11 protein-coding genes and 1 pseudogene are annotated in these 15,552 nt (G+C 65.8%); 5 read left to right on the forward strand and 7 right to left on the reverse strand.

The genetic code is table 11. The features are described 5' to 3' along the window. Window positions 1-48: 48 nt before the first annotated feature. The 5 genes and pseudogenes from JOD97_RS33210 to JOD97_RS01195 all read right to left on the reverse strand — a co-directional run bounded on the left by JOD97_RS33210 (window position 49) and on the right by JOD97_RS01195 (window position 4,709). Window positions 49-588 (reverse strand): chemotaxis protein CheW, encoded by a 540-nt coding sequence (locus tag JOD97_RS33210; protein ID WP_373999825.1) that lies wholly within the window; start codon window positions 586-588, stop codon window positions 49-51. A gap of 45 nt (window positions 589-633) precedes the next feature. Then, window positions 634-1,593: pseudogene (locus JOD97_RS33215) on the reverse strand (chemotaxis protein CheW); the annotation flags it as partial. Next, a complete protein-coding gene (locus JOD97_RS01185) occupies window positions 1,580-2,167 on the reverse strand; it encodes a chemotaxis protein CheD (RefSeq protein ID WP_209712802.1) in 588 nt (195 codons plus the stop codon). The gene JOD97_RS01185 and the pseudogene JOD97_RS33215, both read right to left, overlap by 14 nt. Further along, entirely contained in the window at window positions 2,164-3,015 is an 852-nt protein-coding gene (locus JOD97_RS01190) for a protein-glutamate O-methyltransferase CheR (protein WP_373999766.1), read from the reverse strand. The genes JOD97_RS01185 and JOD97_RS01190 overlap by 4 nt, the downstream gene beginning before the upstream one ends. Further along, entirely contained in the window at window positions 3,012-4,709 is a 1,698-nt protein-coding gene (locus tag JOD97_RS01195) for a methyl-accepting chemotaxis protein (RefSeq protein ID WP_209712803.1), read from the reverse strand. The genes JOD97_RS01190 and JOD97_RS01195 overlap by 4 nt, the downstream gene beginning before the upstream one ends. A 291-nt stretch (window positions 4,710-5,000) precedes the next feature. On the opposite strand from JOD97_RS01195, the gene JOD97_RS01200 reads away from it, so the two are divergent. Continuing rightward, window positions 5,001-7,088, forward strand: a complete 2,088-nt coding sequence (locus JOD97_RS01200) for a 3-hydroxyacyl-CoA dehydrogenase NAD-binding domain-containing protein (RefSeq protein ID WP_209712804.1) — start codon at window positions 5,001-5,003, stop codon at window positions 7,086-7,088. A gap of 213 nt (window positions 7,089-7,301) precedes the next feature. Then, window positions 7,302-7,949 (forward strand): PEP-CTERM sorting domain-containing protein, encoded by a 648-nt coding sequence (locus JOD97_RS01205; protein ID WP_209712805.1) that lies wholly within the window; start codon window positions 7,302-7,304, stop codon window positions 7,947-7,949. A gap of 61 nt (window positions 7,950-8,010) precedes the next feature. Here the strand turns inward: JOD97_RS01205 and JOD97_RS01210 are convergent, their stop codons facing one another. Next, on the reverse strand, window positions 8,011-9,243 hold the full coding sequence (locus tag JOD97_RS01210) for a lipase family protein (RefSeq protein ID WP_209712806.1): 1,233 nt from the start codon (window positions 9,241-9,243) through the stop codon (window positions 8,011-8,013). 122 nt (window positions 9,244-9,365) lie between these two features. Here JOD97_RS01210 and JOD97_RS01215 point away from each other — a divergent pair, with 122 nt between their 5' ends. Then, window positions 9,366-10,385 carry a response regulator transcription factor gene (locus tag JOD97_RS01215; RefSeq protein WP_209712807.1) on the forward strand — a complete coding sequence of 340 codons (1,020 nt, stop codon included), beginning with the start codon at window positions 9,366-9,368 and terminating at the stop codon, window positions 10,383-10,385. 157 nt (window positions 10,386-10,542) lie between these two features. On the opposite strand, the gene JOD97_RS01220 is transcribed toward JOD97_RS01215, so the two are convergent. Next, window positions 10,543-12,240 (reverse strand): MFS transporter, encoded by a 1,698-nt coding sequence (locus tag JOD97_RS01220; protein ID WP_209712808.1) that lies wholly within the window; start codon window positions 12,238-12,240, stop codon window positions 10,543-10,545. Between the two features lie 200 nt (window positions 12,241-12,440). Between JOD97_RS01220 and JOD97_RS01225 the strand changes: the two genes are divergently transcribed. Next, window positions 12,441-13,619: an acetyl-CoA C-acyltransferase gene (locus tag JOD97_RS01225; protein ID WP_209712809.1), complete on the forward strand. Its 1,179-nt coding sequence runs from the start codon at window positions 12,441-12,443 to the stop codon at window positions 13,617-13,619. 2 nt (window positions 13,620-13,621) lie between these two features. Beyond that, window positions 13,622-15,547, forward strand: a complete 1,926-nt coding sequence (locus JOD97_RS01230) for an acyl-CoA dehydrogenase (protein ID WP_209712810.1) — start codon at window positions 13,622-13,624, stop codon at window positions 15,545-15,547. Window positions 15,548-15,552 lie beyond the last annotated feature (5 nt).

The raw sequence follows: 15,552 nt of genomic DNA on the forward strand, positions 1-15,552 counted from the left end.
TGCGTCGCCGGCGGCTGCCGGCACCACGCTACTTTACCCGACGCCGCATCATGCCGCCAGCGCCGGCATCTCGCGCGCCAGGCGCTGCAGCAGGCGGTCGCATTCGAACACGCTGAGCGTCTTGTGGCCGTCGCCTTCGCCCTCGATGTCGATCACTTCCTCCATCTCCCCGCGCGGGCCGTCGTTGACGCTGCTGTTGCGCATGATCTTGGGTGCCGTGAAGCGGCGGTTGTCGTTGACGGTCATGATGTTCTCGACCGCGTCGACCAGCAGGCCGTAGCGGTCCTGGCCGCGTTCGATGACCAGGATCTTGGCCTGCCCCCCCGGCGGCGCCGGCGCCATCTGGTACAGGCAGCGCAGGTCGATCACGCTGACCATCTGCTGGCGCAGGTTGAGCATGCCGCGCATGAACGGCGGCATGCCCGGCGTGTGGGTGATGGCGTCGGAATAGTCGATGATCTCGCGCACCTGCTTGATCTCGACCGCGTAGGTGTTCTCCAGCGCGAAGGTGATGTAGACCTGGCGCTGGTTGCGGCGCGCGCGCTGGGCGTCCTGGCCGGCGGCGCCCGGCTCGTCCTTCGGATACAGGTTGGCGTGGCCGGTGCGCATCGCCACGATCTCGGCGCTCGACAGGATCTGGCGGTGCTCGAGCAGGATGATGTCGCCCAGCTCGGGCTTGGAGATGCAGCCGCCGAACATGCCGGCGCGCGCCTTGCCCAGCATCGGGATCGGCATGATCTCCTCGCTGAAGAAGTTGACGATGTTGTCGACCGAATCGACCAGAAAGCCGATGGTGGCGTCGTCGATGCGGGCGATCACCACCCGCTGGTCGGGCAGGAAGGCGCGCGCGGGCGGCGCCGCGGCGCCCGCCGGCGCCGGCGACAGCAAGGTATGGAAGCACACCACGCCTACCGGGCTGCCGCGGAAGTTGATGCGGCCCAGGCACAGGGCGCTGGTCAGCACCGACGGCTGGATCTCCGGCACGCGGATGATTTCCTGGATCGCGCCCATCTCCAGCGCGAACGACGAGCTGCCGACGCGGAAGCTGACGCACTGGCGCCGCTCCCCCTGGTGCCGGCGCGCCGCTTGGCGGTGGGCGCCCTGCAGCGCCAGCACCTGCGGCACGTTTTCGATGCGCGCCAGCGCGGCCGGGTCGAGCACCTGCAGCAGCCGCGCGCCGTCGTCGAGCAGGATGGTGCCGGCGACCACGCCGTGTTGCTCGCCCGACGCGTAGCTCAGCGTGCTGCGCTGCTCGGCGCGCACCCGCAGGATTTCGCCGGTGGCGTGGAACAGGATGCCGACCAGCACGCCCTCGTAGTCGAGGATGGCGATCTTGTGCGACGGTTCGGCGGCCGGCGCGGCCGGGTGGAACACGCGCCCGAGGTTGACCACCGGGATGACGCTGCCGCGCAAGGTGAACATGCCTTCCAGGAACGGCGGCGACAGCGGCAGCGCGGTCATCTTGTCCGGATAGTTGACCACTTCGCGGATGCAGTGCGCGGGCAGGGCGAATTCATCGGGGCCGAGCACGAACGAGCCGAACAGCTCGGTGGGGCCGGCGGCGTCCGGCGTTGTTTGTTCAAGCATGTGCATGGCGGCTTTCCCGGTGATGGACGGCGATGTCTTCGATGCGGTATTCGCCGGTGGCGCAATCGATGGTGAGGGTGCGGCCGCTCTTGCCGCCGACGCGGCAATCGCGCACGTTCAAGCCGTACAGGCCCAGGTGCTTGCGGGCGGCCTCGGCGTTCTGCTGGCCGATCTGGAAGCGCGACGAGCAGCCGTCGAGCATCATGCCGCCGCCGGCCACCACCACTTCGATGTCGGCGTAGTCGGCGGCGCTGGCGCCCATCAGGCGCAGCAGCGACGGCACGGCCTGGCTGACGTAGCGCGCGCTCGGCTCCCATTGCTGGACGTCGGTCTCGGGCAGCAGGCAATGGGCCAGGCCGCAGCGGCCGCGTTTTTTCCACAAGAAGGCGATGCCGACGCAGGAGCCGAGCAGGGCTTTCAACTGCTCGGTGCGGCCGCCGATTTTGAGTTCGCCGATGCCGACGTGGCGGAACGGCCCGGCCGGCCGCGCCGCCTTCTGGTCCGCCTCGTCCGCCTCGTGCGCGGGGTCACGCGTCGAGCCGGGGAGGGTGTCGCTGGTCGTTGGTAAAAGTGCAATCATGGGGCTTGGGTATCGAGCGTATAGATCAGTGGCCGCTCGAACTGGCAGGCGGTCTCGAGGCCTGTGATCGATTCGGATTCGCCCAGGATCAACCTGGCTTGGGGCGCCATACTGTGGCGGACTTGCTGGAGCACGCTGCGCTGGTGGGCCTGGTCGAAGTAGAACAGGACGTTGCGCAGGAACACGAGGTTAAACGGTTGGTGCGCGAACTTTTCGGGCGCTTTGAGCGGCGTCAGCAAATTGTGCTGGGCTAACGTCACGTGCTGTTTCAACGCGTCGACCACCTGCAGGCCGTCGCCGCTGGCGGTGAAATATTTCCTGACCCAGTCCGGCTGCGTGGCCAGCAGGCGCTCGACCGAACGGCCGGCGTAGCGGCCGGCGCGCGCCAGCGCCAGCATCTGGCGCGAGATGTCGGTGGCCAGGATCTGGTAGCGGAAGCCCGGCGTGGCCGCCTGGAAGCGCTCGCACAGCATGGCGATCGAGTACAGCTCCTCGCCGCTGGCGGCCGCCGCCGACCACACCCTGAGCGTGTCGCCCGGCCGCTCGCGCCACCAGCGCGGCAGGAACTCCCGCTCGACGTACTCCCACACATGCGCGGTGCGGAAGAACTGCGTGTCGTTGGTGGTCACCAGATCGATAAAATGCGCCACCTCGCCGGCGTCGTCGCGCACCCGTTGCACATAGCCCTGGTAGCTGGCGATGTCGAGCTCGCGCATGCGCGGGCGCAGCCGCCGCTCCAGCAGCGAGCTCTTGCGGTCGGTCATGGCGATACCGGTGTGCTCGCGCACCAGCGCGATCAGCGCCGACAGCGTGGCCGGCTGGATGCCCGCGCCGCCGTCCACCCTCACACCACGAAGCCGGAAACGGTTTTGTTGAGCTCGCCGGCGCGCTCGTTCAGGCCCTCGGTCGAGCGGGCGATGCTGTCGCAGGCGGCGGCGGTCTTCTCGGCCTCCTCGGCGATGTATTGCACCGCCGTGCTCACCTCGCGCGCCGTCAGCAGCTGTTCGTTGGTGGCCTTGGAGATGTCGGAGATGGCCTGCGTGGTCTTGGCCACGCCGGCGACGATCTTGTCGAAGGCGTCGCTGGCCTGGCGCGAGATCTCGCTGCCGGCCGAGACGCGCTTGACCGATTCGTTGATCAGCTTGGAGATCTCCTTGGTCGCCTGCGAGGAGCGCTCGGCCAGCTTGCGCACCTCGTCGGCCACCACCGAGAAGCCCAGGCCGTGCTCGCCGGCGCGCGCGGCCTCGATGGCGGCGTTGAAGGCCAGCATATTGGTCTGGTTGGCGATCTCGCTGATGACCTTGACGATCTCGCCGATGTCCTCGGACGAGCGGTTGATCAAGTCCATCGCCTCGATCGACTTGGCCACCGCCTTGGCGCCGGCCTCGGCCTCGTGCTGGGTGTCCTTGGCCAGTGTGTCGGCGCTGGAGGTGTTGCCGGCGATGATGTTGATCGAATTGGTCAGGCCGTCGATGGAGGCGTTCATCTCCTCGACCGTGGCGCCCAGCGCCTGGGTACCCATGGCCACGCCGCCGGAGCGCTCGGCGATCGTGGTCGAGGCGTCGGCGAAGCCGTTGGCCGAGGTCACCACCTGGCCGATCACCTTGCGCAGGTCGGCGATCATCTTGCTGATGCCGCCGGCCAGGTGGTCGAGCGGCTCGTCGCCGTCGACCGTGATGGTGCTGGTCAGGTCGCCCGCGGCGGCGCGCTCGACCGATTCGAGCAGGCGCTTGATCTTGGCGCCGTCCGAGGCGGCCTGGGACGCCACGGAATCCTCCAGTTTCACTTGCGCGGTGATATCGGTGGCGAATTTCACCACCTTATACGGCTTGCCATTCAAATCGAGCACCGGATTATAAGTCGCCTGTATCCATACTGTTTTGCCATTATTTCCAATGCGTTTATAACGGCCGGAATCGAATTCCCCGCGATTCAATTTTTGCCAGAAGCGTTTATATTCCGATCCGGTCGCGTATTCCGGTTCGCAGAACATCCGGTGGTGTTCGCCGAGAATATCGTCGATGGTGTAGCCCATCACGTCGAGGAAGTTGTCGTTGGCGGTCAGCACATGGCCCGTCATGTCGAATTCGATCACTGCCTGCGCCTTGGAGATGGCGGCGACCTTGCTTTGGTATTCCGCGCTCTGCAGCTTGGTGTCGGTGATGACGGTGGCGAACTTGATGACCTTGTAGGCCTTGCCGTCGGCGCCGATGATCGGGTTGTAGGACGCGTTGATCCACACTTCGCGCCCGCCCTTGCCCAGGCGCTTGTAGTCGCCGCGGTCGTATTCGCCGCGGCCGAGGCGGGCCCAGAAGTCCTTGTACTCGCCGGTCTTGACGTAGTCGGGATCGCAGAACATGGCGTGGTGGCGGCCCTGGACCTCGGCCAGCGTGTAGCCGACGGTGGCCAGGAAATTTTCGTTGGCGTGCAGGATGATGCCGTCGAGGTCGAACTCGATCAGCGCCTGCACCCGGTTCAGCGCGGCGTTTATCGCCTGTAAATCCTGGTCGCCGGATTGAATCGCCTGGGTATGCGCGTCCATAAAGTTCCTATGTCTTAGATAATAATAATCGGTAGATAATGTTGCGCATCTGATCGTTTCGCCGGCGCCGGGTTATATTATTTCCTTTAATCAAGTTAAAAGACAAGCTGAGCCATTCAATTCCCCTTTGCCGGTGTACCTTATTTTCCACGCCCGCAGCGAGTTTCTCCGCGTTTAAAAGGGTTGCCGCCGCAATCAAAAGCGCCGCGCGCCGTCCGCGATTTCCGGTACGGTCGTTCTTTTTTGCGGTATAGTAGGTGCGTTCCGTTCACACAACAATAAGGAAGAGACATGACCGCTGAATATCACGTCCACGGCGCCGTTGCCGTCGTCACCCTCAACAATCCGCCCGTCAACGGGCTGGGACTGGCCACGCGCACCGCCGCCGTCGCCGGCATCCAGCGGGCGCTGGCGGACGACGCGGTCAAGGCGATCGTCATCACCGGCGCCGGCAAGGCGTTCTCGGGCGGCGCGGACATCAAGGAATTCAATTCGCCCAAGGCGCTTGCCGAGCCCAGCCTGCATACCTTGATCGCCACCGCCGAAAGCGCGACCAAGCCGGTGGTGGCGGCGATCCACACGGTATGCATGGGCGGCGGCCTGGAGCTGTCGCTGGGCTGCCATTACCGGGTCGCCATGCCCGGCGCGCAGATCGCGCTGCCGGAAGTCAAGCTCGGGCTGCTGCCGGGCGCCGGCGGCACCCAGCGCCTGCCGCGCGTGCTGGGGCTGGAGATGGCGCTCAACATGATCGTCTCCGGCACGCCGGTGGCGTCCGACAAGCTGGCCGGCACCGCGTTGTTCGACCAGGTGTTCGCTGCCGACGCCGACCTGCTGGCGTCGGCCATCGCCTTCGCCGAACAGATCGCCGACGTCCGGCCGCTGCCGAAGGTGCGCGAGCGCAAGGTCGACTACCCGAACCACGAAGCCTTCCTGCAATTTTCGCGCAACACGGTCAAGGCCATGGCCGGCCCGTTCCCGGCGCCGCTCGAATGCGTGGAAACGGTGGCCGCGTCGGTGACGATGAAATTCGAGGACGGCATGAAGTTCGAGCGCGAGCGCTTCATGCACCTGATCCAGACCACCGAGTCGAAGGCGCTGCGGCACGCCTTCTTCGCCGAACGCGTCGCCAGCAAGGTGCCGGACGTGCCGGCCGACACCCCGGTGCGCGCCATCAGGCAAGCGGCCGTGGTCGGCGCTGGCATGATGGGCGGCGGCATCGCGATGAACTTCCTCAACGCCGGCATCCCCGTCAAGCTGCTGGAGACCAAACAGGAGGCGCTCGACAAGGGCCTGGCGACGATACGCAAGAACTACGAAAGCACGCTGAAAAAGGGCAAGCTGACGCAAGAAAAGCTCGACCAGCGCATGGCGCTGGTCAGCGGCACCTTGTCCTATGACGACATCGCCGACGCCGATATCGTGGTCGAAGCCGTGTTCGAGGAGATGGGCGTCAAGGAGGCGGTGTTCCGCCAGCTCGACGCGGTGATGAAGCCGGGCGCGATCCTGGCAACCAACACCTCGACCCTGGATGTCGACCGCATCGCCGGCTTTACCGGGCGCCCGCAGGATGTGATCGGCACGCACTTCTTCAGCCCGGCCAACGTGATGAAGCTGCTCGAGATCGTGCGCGGCGCGCAAACCGGCAAGGATGTGCTGGCGACGGCGCTGGCCTTGTCCAAAAAGCTCAAGAAGACCGGCGTCGTCTCCGGCGTGTGCGACGGCTTCATCGGCAACCGCATGATCGAGCAGTACAGCCGCCAGGCCGGCTTCCTGCTGGAGGAGGGCGCGCTGCCCGAGCAGGTCGACAAGGCCGCCGAACAGTTCGGCTGGGCCATGGGGCCGTTCCGCATGGCCGACCTGGCCGGCAACGACATCGGCTGGGCCATCCGCAAGCGCCGCTATGTCGAAAAGCCGGAGATCAGCTATTCCCGGACCGCCGACCTGCTGTGCGAAATGGGCCGCTACGGCCAGAAAACCGGCGCCGGCTGGTACGACTACAAGCCGGGCGACCGCAAGGCCTATGCGAACCCGGAGGTCGACGCGATGATCGTCGCCCATTCGGCCGAGCTCGGCATCACGCGGCGCAAGATCAGCGATCAGGAGATCGTCGAGCGGCTGGTCTATGCGCTGGTCAACGAGGCGGCCAACATCCTCGAGGAGGGCATCGCGCTGCGCGCCTCCGACATCGACATGGTGTATCTGACCGGCTACGGCTTCCCGCTGTTCCGGGGCGGGCCGATGTTCTACGCCGACACCGTCGGGCTGCCCAACGTGCTCGCCGCGATCGACAAGTACGCGCGCGGCCACCACGGCGCGGCCTGGAAACCGGCGCCGCTGCTGGTGCGGCTGGCCGGCGAGGGCAAGGGTTTCAACGGCTGATACCGGTCAATATTCGGTCAACGTTGTCCGATGTTCACATGCCATGAAGAAAATTTAATGGCATGTGAGCATTTTCCCTAAAACGCCCGTATAATTCTCGAAAGCACAATTTCATCGAAGCCCTAAAAAACGGTTCGAGTCGCAGCGTGAGCAACAGGCATCCCCATCGATGCCCCACGTTACAACCCAATTCCCCATTTTTTAGAGGCATACATGAAACGCACCATCATCGCAGCGGCACTCGCAATCGGCGCATTGTCGACCGCCCAGGCGGCCGGCATCAACGGCCTGGCCAACACCGGCACCGGTGTCAGCGGCACGGCCGACACCCACTACACCCTCAGCTCGGCCAGCAGCGACACCGCGATCTCCGGCAGCGCCCCGATCATCACCTTCGACAACCAGTGGCCGATCACCCCATGGATGGCCAACGACGGCGTCTCCAAGTGGGTCACGCCGACCGCCAGCCAGGGGCAAAGCTTCGACGCGGGCAGCGCCGGCACTTACACCTATTCGCTGTCGTTCGACCTGAGCGGCTTCAAGGCCGACACCGCCAGCTTCAGCGGCCGCATGGCAGCCGACAACGCGGTTTCGGTCCTGCTCAACAACCAGCTGATTTCCAGCGCCACCGGCTTCACCGGCTGGAGCGGCTTCGCCTCGAACGGCGGCTTCGTCGCCGGCCTCAACAAGCTCGACTTCGTGGTCACCAACTGGGCGCAAAACGGCGGCAACCCGACCGGTCTGCGCGTTGAGTTCACCGGCAGCAACGTGACGCCGGTGCCGGAACCGGAAACCTACGCCATGCTGCTGGGCGGGCTGGGACTGGTGGGCGTCGTCGCCCGCCGCCGCAAGACAAAATAACTACAAGTGGGTTCAGCCTTGGCCGCCAGCGATGGTGGCCTTTTTTTCGTCCCGCTTTTCGTTACGGGGCGCCGCAGTTGTTGACGGCGGCGCGGCCGTTAAAGCGGTCCTCGACCCAGGCCGGCAGCAGCTTGGCCGCCTGGCCGACGACGGCCTCGTGGTCCAGTCCCGGGAACTCCTGGTAATCGACCGCGGCGCCGGCGGCGCACAGGGCCACGCGTTCGCGCTTGGTCAGCACCGGCGGTGTGGTGGTGTCGGCCAAGCCCTGGTAGATCTTGAACGGCATCAATCCCCTGGGGGCGAAGTTGTCGACCGCCGTCATCGCCGTCCACCACGCCGAGCCCGGGGCCAGCGCGCCCGGCACGTAAGCGTCCTTGACGCCGGCCGCCGCGCTCCAGACATCGAAACAGCCGCTGGCCAGCACCGGCAGCTGCTCCATCGCGTCCGGCGTGAGGAAATCGCGGTACTTCAGTTGCGGGAAATAGGCCTGGATGCCGGGCAGGGTCGAGATCACGTAACCGGCGTTCTCGGTGCTGGTCATCGAGTTCAGCGTCAGGTCCTTGATGCGCACGGCCGGCGCCATCAGCGCCGCGCCCAGGCCGGTGAATTCCGGCGCGTAGGTGGCGGCGATGTTTTCCGCCCACATCGTGGTCTGGCCGCCCTGCGACCAGCCGTACATGACATAGCGCCGCGAGGCGTTGGCCTCGCCGAACTTTTGCGCCACCCGCAGCATGTCGAGCGAGGCGCGTGCGTTCGGCTGGCCCGCCATGTAGAAGGCCGGGCCGGGCAGGCCCAGGCCCGGATAATCGCTCATGACCACCACGTAGCCCTTGGCCAGCAGCGCCTCCAGCGCCGGCGCGCGCTCGCGGCCGGCCTCCACCCGGCTGCGGCGCGACGGCGCGCAGGCGTCCGCCAGGCCGGCCGTCTCATGATTCCACAGCACGACGTCGCGCGGACCGTCGGCCGTCGTGCTCGGAATGTAGATCTCCCCCGAGACGTAAGCCATTTTGCCCGGTTGAATTTCCGAGACGTAGACCACGTCCCAGGCCTTGACGCCGGCCGGCGCGTCGGTGCGCGGCTGGGCCTGGAGGATGTCGCCGGCCAGCGCGCCGGCCGGGGGCGCCGCCGTGATGTCCCAGAAAGAGGTGCCGAGCGCCACTTCCTTGAAGCCGGCTACCGGCGCCGCGTGCGCGTTGTTGTCGCCGCAGCCGCTCAGCAGGGCGGCCGACAGGGCCGCGCCGCAGGCCAGTATCAGCGCCCCCGCCCGCAGGCCCGTTGTATGTATGCAAGTCATCGAAAGTCTCCTTTTATCGTTATGGATGTTATTTATCAGGTAGCCTGATATCATCGATGATACCGGCGGGGTGGCCGGGACGGCCCTCCCCGGATGCGGGGGGCGATGATCGTGGAGGTTGCATGCGAGAACAACATTCGTGGATCAAGATGGGCTGCGGCGCGGCGGGCGATGTGCCGCAGCCGGTGTATCTGGCGTTTAGCGGCGCGCTGCTGGCGCTGGGCGAGCTGGCGCGGTGGGCCGGGCCGGAACAGTTCCTGCGCGAGTCGTTGCTGATACTGCGGCGCTGCATCGGTTTCGATTCCGCGTGGTGGGGCGAGGTGTGCCCGGCGACGGCCGCCCAAGGGCCGCGCAACCTGATGCACGCCAGCATAGGCTTGAGCGCGGACTTTGCGCAGGAATGGAACCAGACGGTGGCGGCGTCCGACGGCTTCGCGCGCGCGTCGATGGACAGCCTGGGCGTCGTGGTGCGAGAGGGGGGCGAATGCGTGGACGATGGCGAGGAGATGGCCGCGTTTGTCGAGCGCCACGGCTTGCGCACCATCATGGCGGTCACCGAGGAGTTGCCGGGCAGCGGGCTGCTGTTTTTCGTCTGCCTGTACCGCAACTGCCCGCGATCGGCGTTCAGCGACCTCGAGAGCATGTTGTTCCTGGCGTTCAGCCGGCACCTGCTGCAGCTGTGGACGCACCGGCTGGCCGACCTGCGCGCCGCCAGCAAGGCCTCGTCGCTGGCCTCGCTGGCAATCTCGGACAGTCACGGGCGGCTATCGTTTTTGGGCGGCGGCGTCGGCCGGGTGCTGGGCAACGCCTGCCGGGATTGGCAGGGAACGATGTTGCCGGCGCAGGTGGTCGCGGCATTGGAGCGGGCGCCGTGCAGCATCGCGCTGGCCGGAAGCCGGCTGATGCTGGACCGCAGCGGCCCGTCGACGGTGCTGTCGCTGATCGACGATTCGGCGCGCGCGCTGCGGGTGACGCCGCGCGAGTTGAGCGCCGCGATGCTGTACGCGCGCGGCCACTCGCACAAGGAGATCGCCCGGCTGATGGGCCTGACGCCGGAAACGGTGCGCAGCTACCTGAAAAACGCTTACGGCGGCCTGGGCGTATCGAACAAACTCGAGCTGCTGGCGGCGTTAAACCCATAAATCACGTAGGGCGGATTAGCGCAGCGTAATCGGCCATGCATGCGCCGCCGGCGACCCACGACGGATCAGCCCGTGTAGCAATGTTAGACTTGACCCCCGAAAAAAAGGCCGGGCCTGCTTGAACAGACCCGGCCCTTGTGCGCTGAGCGCGCCAACCTTAGTCGTTGGCGTAGATGTTGTTGTCCTTGGTTTCGCCGACGAACAGCGCGCCGATTACCGCGGTGACCAGGGCGATGATGATCGGATACCACAGGCCGTAGTAGATGTCGCCCTTGAACGCGACCAGCGCGAACGAGATCGTCGGCAGCAGGCCGCCGAACCAGCCGTTGCCGATGTGGTAAGGCAGCGACATCGACGTGTAGCGGATGCGGGTCGGGAACATTTCAACCAGCATCGCGGCGATCGGGCCGTACACCATCGTCACGTACAGCACCAGGATGAACAGGATGCCGACCATCATCGGTTTGTTCATCTGCGCCTCGTCCGCCTTGGCAGGATAGCCGGCGACCTTGATCGCGGCGGCCACTTCCTTCTTCAGCGCCGCTTCGGCTTTCTTGCTGTCGGCGTCGAAGTTCAGGCCGTCAGGCGTCATGACGGCGTTGAAGGCCGGCACTTCCTTGTCGCCGATCTTGATCTTGGCGATGCTGCCGGCAGGCGCCGCTTCCTTGGTGTAGGCCACCGAGGCGTTCGACAGGATGCCGGTGGCGATGTCGCACGACGATGGGAACTTGGTGGTGCCGGTCGGGTTGAACTGGAAGTGGCACGATGCGGGATCGGCCACCACCACCACTGGCGAGTTCTTGAGCGCGGTTTCCAGCGCCGGGTTGCCGTAGTGGGTCAGCGCGCCGAACAGCGGGAAGTAGGTCGCCGCGGCGATCACGCAACCGCCCAGGATGATCCATTTGCGGCCGATCTTGTCCGACAGCATGCCGAAGAAGATGAAGAACGGCGTCGCCAGGGCCAGCGAGATGGCGGTCATGATGTTGGCGGTGGCGCCGTCGATTTTCAGCGTCTGCGTCATGAAGAACAGCGCGTAGAACTGGCCGGTGTACCACACCACGGCCTGGCCCATCGTCAGGCCGACCAGCGCCAGGATGACCACTTTGAGGTTTCTCCATTGGCCGAAGGCTTCGCTCAGCGGCGCTTTCGAGGTCTTGCCCTCGGCCTTCATCTTGGCGAACGCCGGCGATTCATTCATCGACAGGCGGATCCAGACCGACACGCCCAGCAGCAGCACCGACACCAGGAACGGCACGCGCCAGCCCCAGGCGTTGAACGCTTCCTCGCCGACGGCGGTGCGGGTGCCCAGGATCACCAGCAGCGACAGGAACAGGCCCAGGGTCGCGGTGGTTTGAATCCAGGCGGTGAAGGAGCCGCGCTTGCCGTTCGGCGCGTGCTCGGCCACGTAGGTGGCCGCGCCGCCGTATTCGCCGCCCAGCGCCAGGCCCTGCAGAATACGCAGGGCGACCAGGATCATCGGCGCGGCGATGCCGATCGCCGCGTAACCGGGCAGCAGGCCGACAATGAAGGTGGACGCGCCCATGATCAGGATGGTGATCAGGAAGGTGTATTTACGGCCGATCATGTCGCCCAGGCGGCCGAACACGAGCGCGCCGAACGGACGCACGATGAAGCCGGCGGCAAACGCCAGCAGCGCGAAAATGAAGGTGGTGGTGGGGTCGCCGACAAAGAACTGCTTGGCGATGATCGGCGCCAGCGCGCCGTATAAGTAGAAATCGTACCATTCAAAGACCGTGCCCAGCGACGAGGCGAAGATCACCTTGCGTTCTTCCGGAGTGATCACCGTCGATTTGGGCGGGTTGCGCAGGTCTGTTGTGCCTGATGGGGTTGCCATTTATGTCTCCTGTAATTTTTTGAACTTCATTAGCCGCGTTGTTTATTACTCTTACTACTCCGTCAGCCTGAGCGCAGTGTCACCCGCGAACCTTACGTCATGCTTGCTTCAAACTTACGCGAAACTGACAAATAGAATTGCGAACGGTCGTACTAAATATGCTATTCTGGCCCGACTAAAACAATCCACAGGAGATATCCATGATAGACGCCGTCATCGTTTCGACCGCCCGCACCGGGCTGGCCAAATCCTGGAAGGGCGCGTTCAACATGACCCACGGCGCGACCCTGGGCGGCCATGTGCTGCAGGCGGCCATCGCGCGCGCCGGCATCGAGGCGGGCGAGGTCGAGGACGTGCTGGTCGGCTGCGCCAATCCGGAGGGCGCCACCGGCGCCAATATCGCGCGCCAGATCGCGCTGCGCGGCGGCTGCCCGGTGACCACCGCCGGCATGACCATCAACCGTTTCTGCTCGTCGGGGCTGCAGACCATCGCCACCGCCGCCCAGCGCGTCATCGCCGGCGAGGGCGACATCTACGCCGCCGGCGGCGTCGAGTCGATCTCGTGCGTGCAGCAGGAAATGAACACCCACATGCTGAGGGAGGTGTGGCTGTCGCAGCACAAGCCGGAACTGTACTGGCCGATGCTGCAGACGGCCGAGACGGTCGCCAAGCGCTACAACATCAGCCGCGAGCGCCAGGACGAGTATGGCGTGCAAAGCCAGCAGCGCGCCGCCGCCGCCCAGGCCGCCGGGCTGTTCGACGCCGAGATCGTGCCGATGACCACGGTGATGGGCGTGGCGGACAAGGAATCGGGCATGTTGCTGAGCCGGGAAGTGACGATCTCAGCCGACGAGGGCATCCGCGCCGACACCACCTACGAGGGCGTGGCCAAGATCCGCAGCGCCGTGCCGGGCGGCGTCATCAGCGCCGGCAACGCCAGCCAGTTCTCCGACGGCGGCTCGATGGCCATCGTCATGAACGCGCAAACGGCCGCCGCCAAGGGCTTGATGCCGCTGGGCGTGTTCCGTGGCTTCGCCGTGGCCGGCTGCGAACCGGACGAGATGGGCATCGGCCCGGTGTTCGCGGTTCCCAAGCTGCTCAAGAAGGCCGGCCTGAAGGTCGAGGACATCGGCCTGTGGGAATTGAACGAGGCCTTCGCCGTGCAGGTGCTGTACTGCGCCGACAAGCTGGGCATTCCGATGGACCGACTCAACGTCAACGGCGGCGCCATCGCCGTCGGCCATCCGTACGGCGTGTCCGGCGCGCGGCTGACCGGCCACGCGCTGCTGGAGGGCAAGCGACGCGGCGTCAAATATGTGGTGGTGACGATGTGCATCGGCGGCGGGCAGGGCGCGGCCGGCCTGTTCGAAGTGGTGTGAGCATGCAGTCCAAACTGCTGTCGCGGCGCGACATCGACTTCATGCTGTACGAATGGCTGGACGTGGAATCGCTGACCAGGCGCGAGCGCTTCGCGGACCACAACCGCGAGACCTTCGACGCGGCCATCGACACGGCCGAACAACTGGCCGCCGACCTGTTCGCGCCGCACAACAAGAAAAGCGACAACCAGGAGCCGCACGCGGTTCCCGGCGAGCACTGCCTGAACGTCAGCATGATTCCCGACGTCAAGGTTGCGCTGGATGCCTATTCGGCGGCCGGCCTGATGGCGTCGGGCCAGGATTACGAGCGCGGCGGCATGCAGTTGCCGTGCGTGGTGGAAAAGGTGCTGGCGTGCTATTTCACCGCCGCCAACGTCAGCACCACGGCGTACACCTTCCTGACCACCAGCAACGCCGGCACCTTGCTCAAGTGCGGCACGCCGGAGCAGGTGCGGCGCTTTGCCGATCCGATGTTCGCCGGCCGCTATTTCGGCACCATGTGCCTGTCCGAGCCGCAGGCCGGCTCCAGCCTGTCGGACATCACCACCCGCGCCGAGCCCGATCCGGTCGACGGCGTCGACGGCGAGCGCCAGTACCGGCTCAGCGGCAACAAGATGTGGATCACCGCCGGCGAGCACGAACTGTCGGACAACATCGTCCACCTGGTGCTGGCCAAGATTCCCGGCCCGGACGGCAAGCTGATTCCGGGCGTCAAAGGCATTTCGCTGTTCATCGTGCCCAAGTTCCTGGTCAACGACGATGGTAGCCGGGGCGAGCGCAACGACGTGGTGCTGGCCGGCCTGAACCACAAGATGGGCAATCGCGGCGCGACCAATTGCCTGCTCAACTTTGGCGAGGGCCGGTTCAAGCCGCAAGGCAAGGGCGGGGCGGTCGGCTATCTGGTTGGCACGGCCCACCAGGGCCTGGCCAATATGTTCCACATGATGAACGACGCGCGCATTTGCGTCGGCCTTGGCGCGGCCGTGCTCGGGTACACCGGCTATTTGCACGCGCTGGACTACGCGCGCGGCCGCCCGCAAGGCCGGCATCCGGCGCAGAAAGATCCGGCCAAGCCGCAACTGCCCATCATCGAACACACCGACGTGCGCCGCATGCTGCTGGCGCAAAAGGCTTACGTCGAGGGCGCGCTGGGCCTGGTGCTGTACTGCTCGCGCCTGGTGGACGAGCAGCGCACCGCCGACACGCCGGAAGCGCGCGAACACGCCGGACGCTTGCTCGATTTCCTGACGCCGATCACCAAGTCGTGGCCGTCGCAATGGTGCGTCGAGGCCAACAGCCTGGCGATCCAGGTGCACGGCGGCTACGGCTACACGCGCGAGTACAACGTTGAACAGTTTTACCGCGACAACCGCCTCAACGCCATCCACGAGGGCACGCACGGCATCCACGGCCTGGATCTGCTGGGCCGTAAAGTCGCGATGCAGGACGGCGCGCTGTTCAAGGGCTTCGGCGCGGAGTTGCGGCGGACGGTGCGCAAGGTGCGCGGCAGCGTCGGCGCGCCGGGCGCGGTCGGCATCGACAGCGCGCAATTGCCGGCCGGCGCGGCCAACGACATCGGCGCCGAGCTCTTGGCGCACGCCGACGCGCTTGATGCCGCATGGCAATCGGTGGAACAAGTAACGCAGAGCCTGTATGCTGTCGGCGACATGAACAAGACGCTGGCCAACGCCAGCGCGTATCTGGAGGCGGTCGGCCACGTGGTGCTGGCGTGGATCTGGCTGCAGCAGGCGCTGCTGGCGGCGCGCGCACTGGACGGCGCCGGCGCTGCGGATGTCGATTTTTACCGCGGCAAGCTGCAGGCCTGCCGCTACTTCTTCCGCTGGGAGCTGCCGAAGGTGGCGCAGCAGCTGGAGCTGCTGGCCAGCATAGACACCACCACGCTCGACATGCGCGACGCGTGGTTTTAACAAGG

Origin of the sequence: Duganella sp. 1411, from assembly GCF_017833525.1 — a bacterium.
Lineage (GTDB): Bacteria > Pseudomonadota > Gammaproteobacteria > Burkholderiales > Burkholderiaceae_D > Rugamonas.

What these genes read in the sequence shown, in the direction of transcription:
- JOD97_RS01225 (WP_209712809.1), top strand. Translation starts at nt 12,441, where the DNA reads ATGATAGACGCCGTCATCGTTTCGACCGCCCGCACCGGGCTGGCCAAA.
- JOD97_RS01215 (WP_209712807.1), top strand. Translation starts at nt 9,366, where the DNA reads ATGCGAGAACAACATTCGTGGATCAAGATGGGCTGCGGCGCGGCGGGC.
- JOD97_RS01200 (WP_209712804.1), top strand. Translation starts at nt 5,001, where the DNA reads ATGACCGCTGAATATCACGTCCACGGCGCCGTTGCCGTCGTCACCCTC.
- JOD97_RS01205 (WP_209712805.1), top strand. Translation starts at nt 7,302, where the DNA reads ATGAAACGCACCATCATCGCAGCGGCACTCGCAATCGGCGCATTGTCG.
- JOD97_RS01195 (WP_209712803.1), bottom strand. Translation starts at nt 4,709, where the DNA reads ATGGACGCGCATACCCAGGCGATTCAATCCGGCGACCAGGATTTACAG.
- JOD97_RS01210 (WP_209712806.1), bottom strand. Translation starts at nt 9,243, where the DNA reads ATGACTTGCATACATACAACGGGCCTGCGGGCGGGGGCGCTGATACTG.
- JOD97_RS01185 (WP_209712802.1), bottom strand. Translation starts at nt 2,167, where the DNA reads ATGATTGCACTTTTACCAACGACCAGCGACACCCTCCCCGGCTCGACG.
- JOD97_RS01220 (WP_209712808.1), bottom strand. Translation starts at nt 12,240, where the DNA reads ATGGCAACCCCATCAGGCACAACAGACCTGCGCAACCCGCCCAAATCG.
- JOD97_RS01230 (WP_209712810.1), top strand. Translation starts at nt 13,622, where the DNA reads ATGCAGTCCAAACTGCTGTCGCGGCGCGACATCGACTTCATGCTGTAC.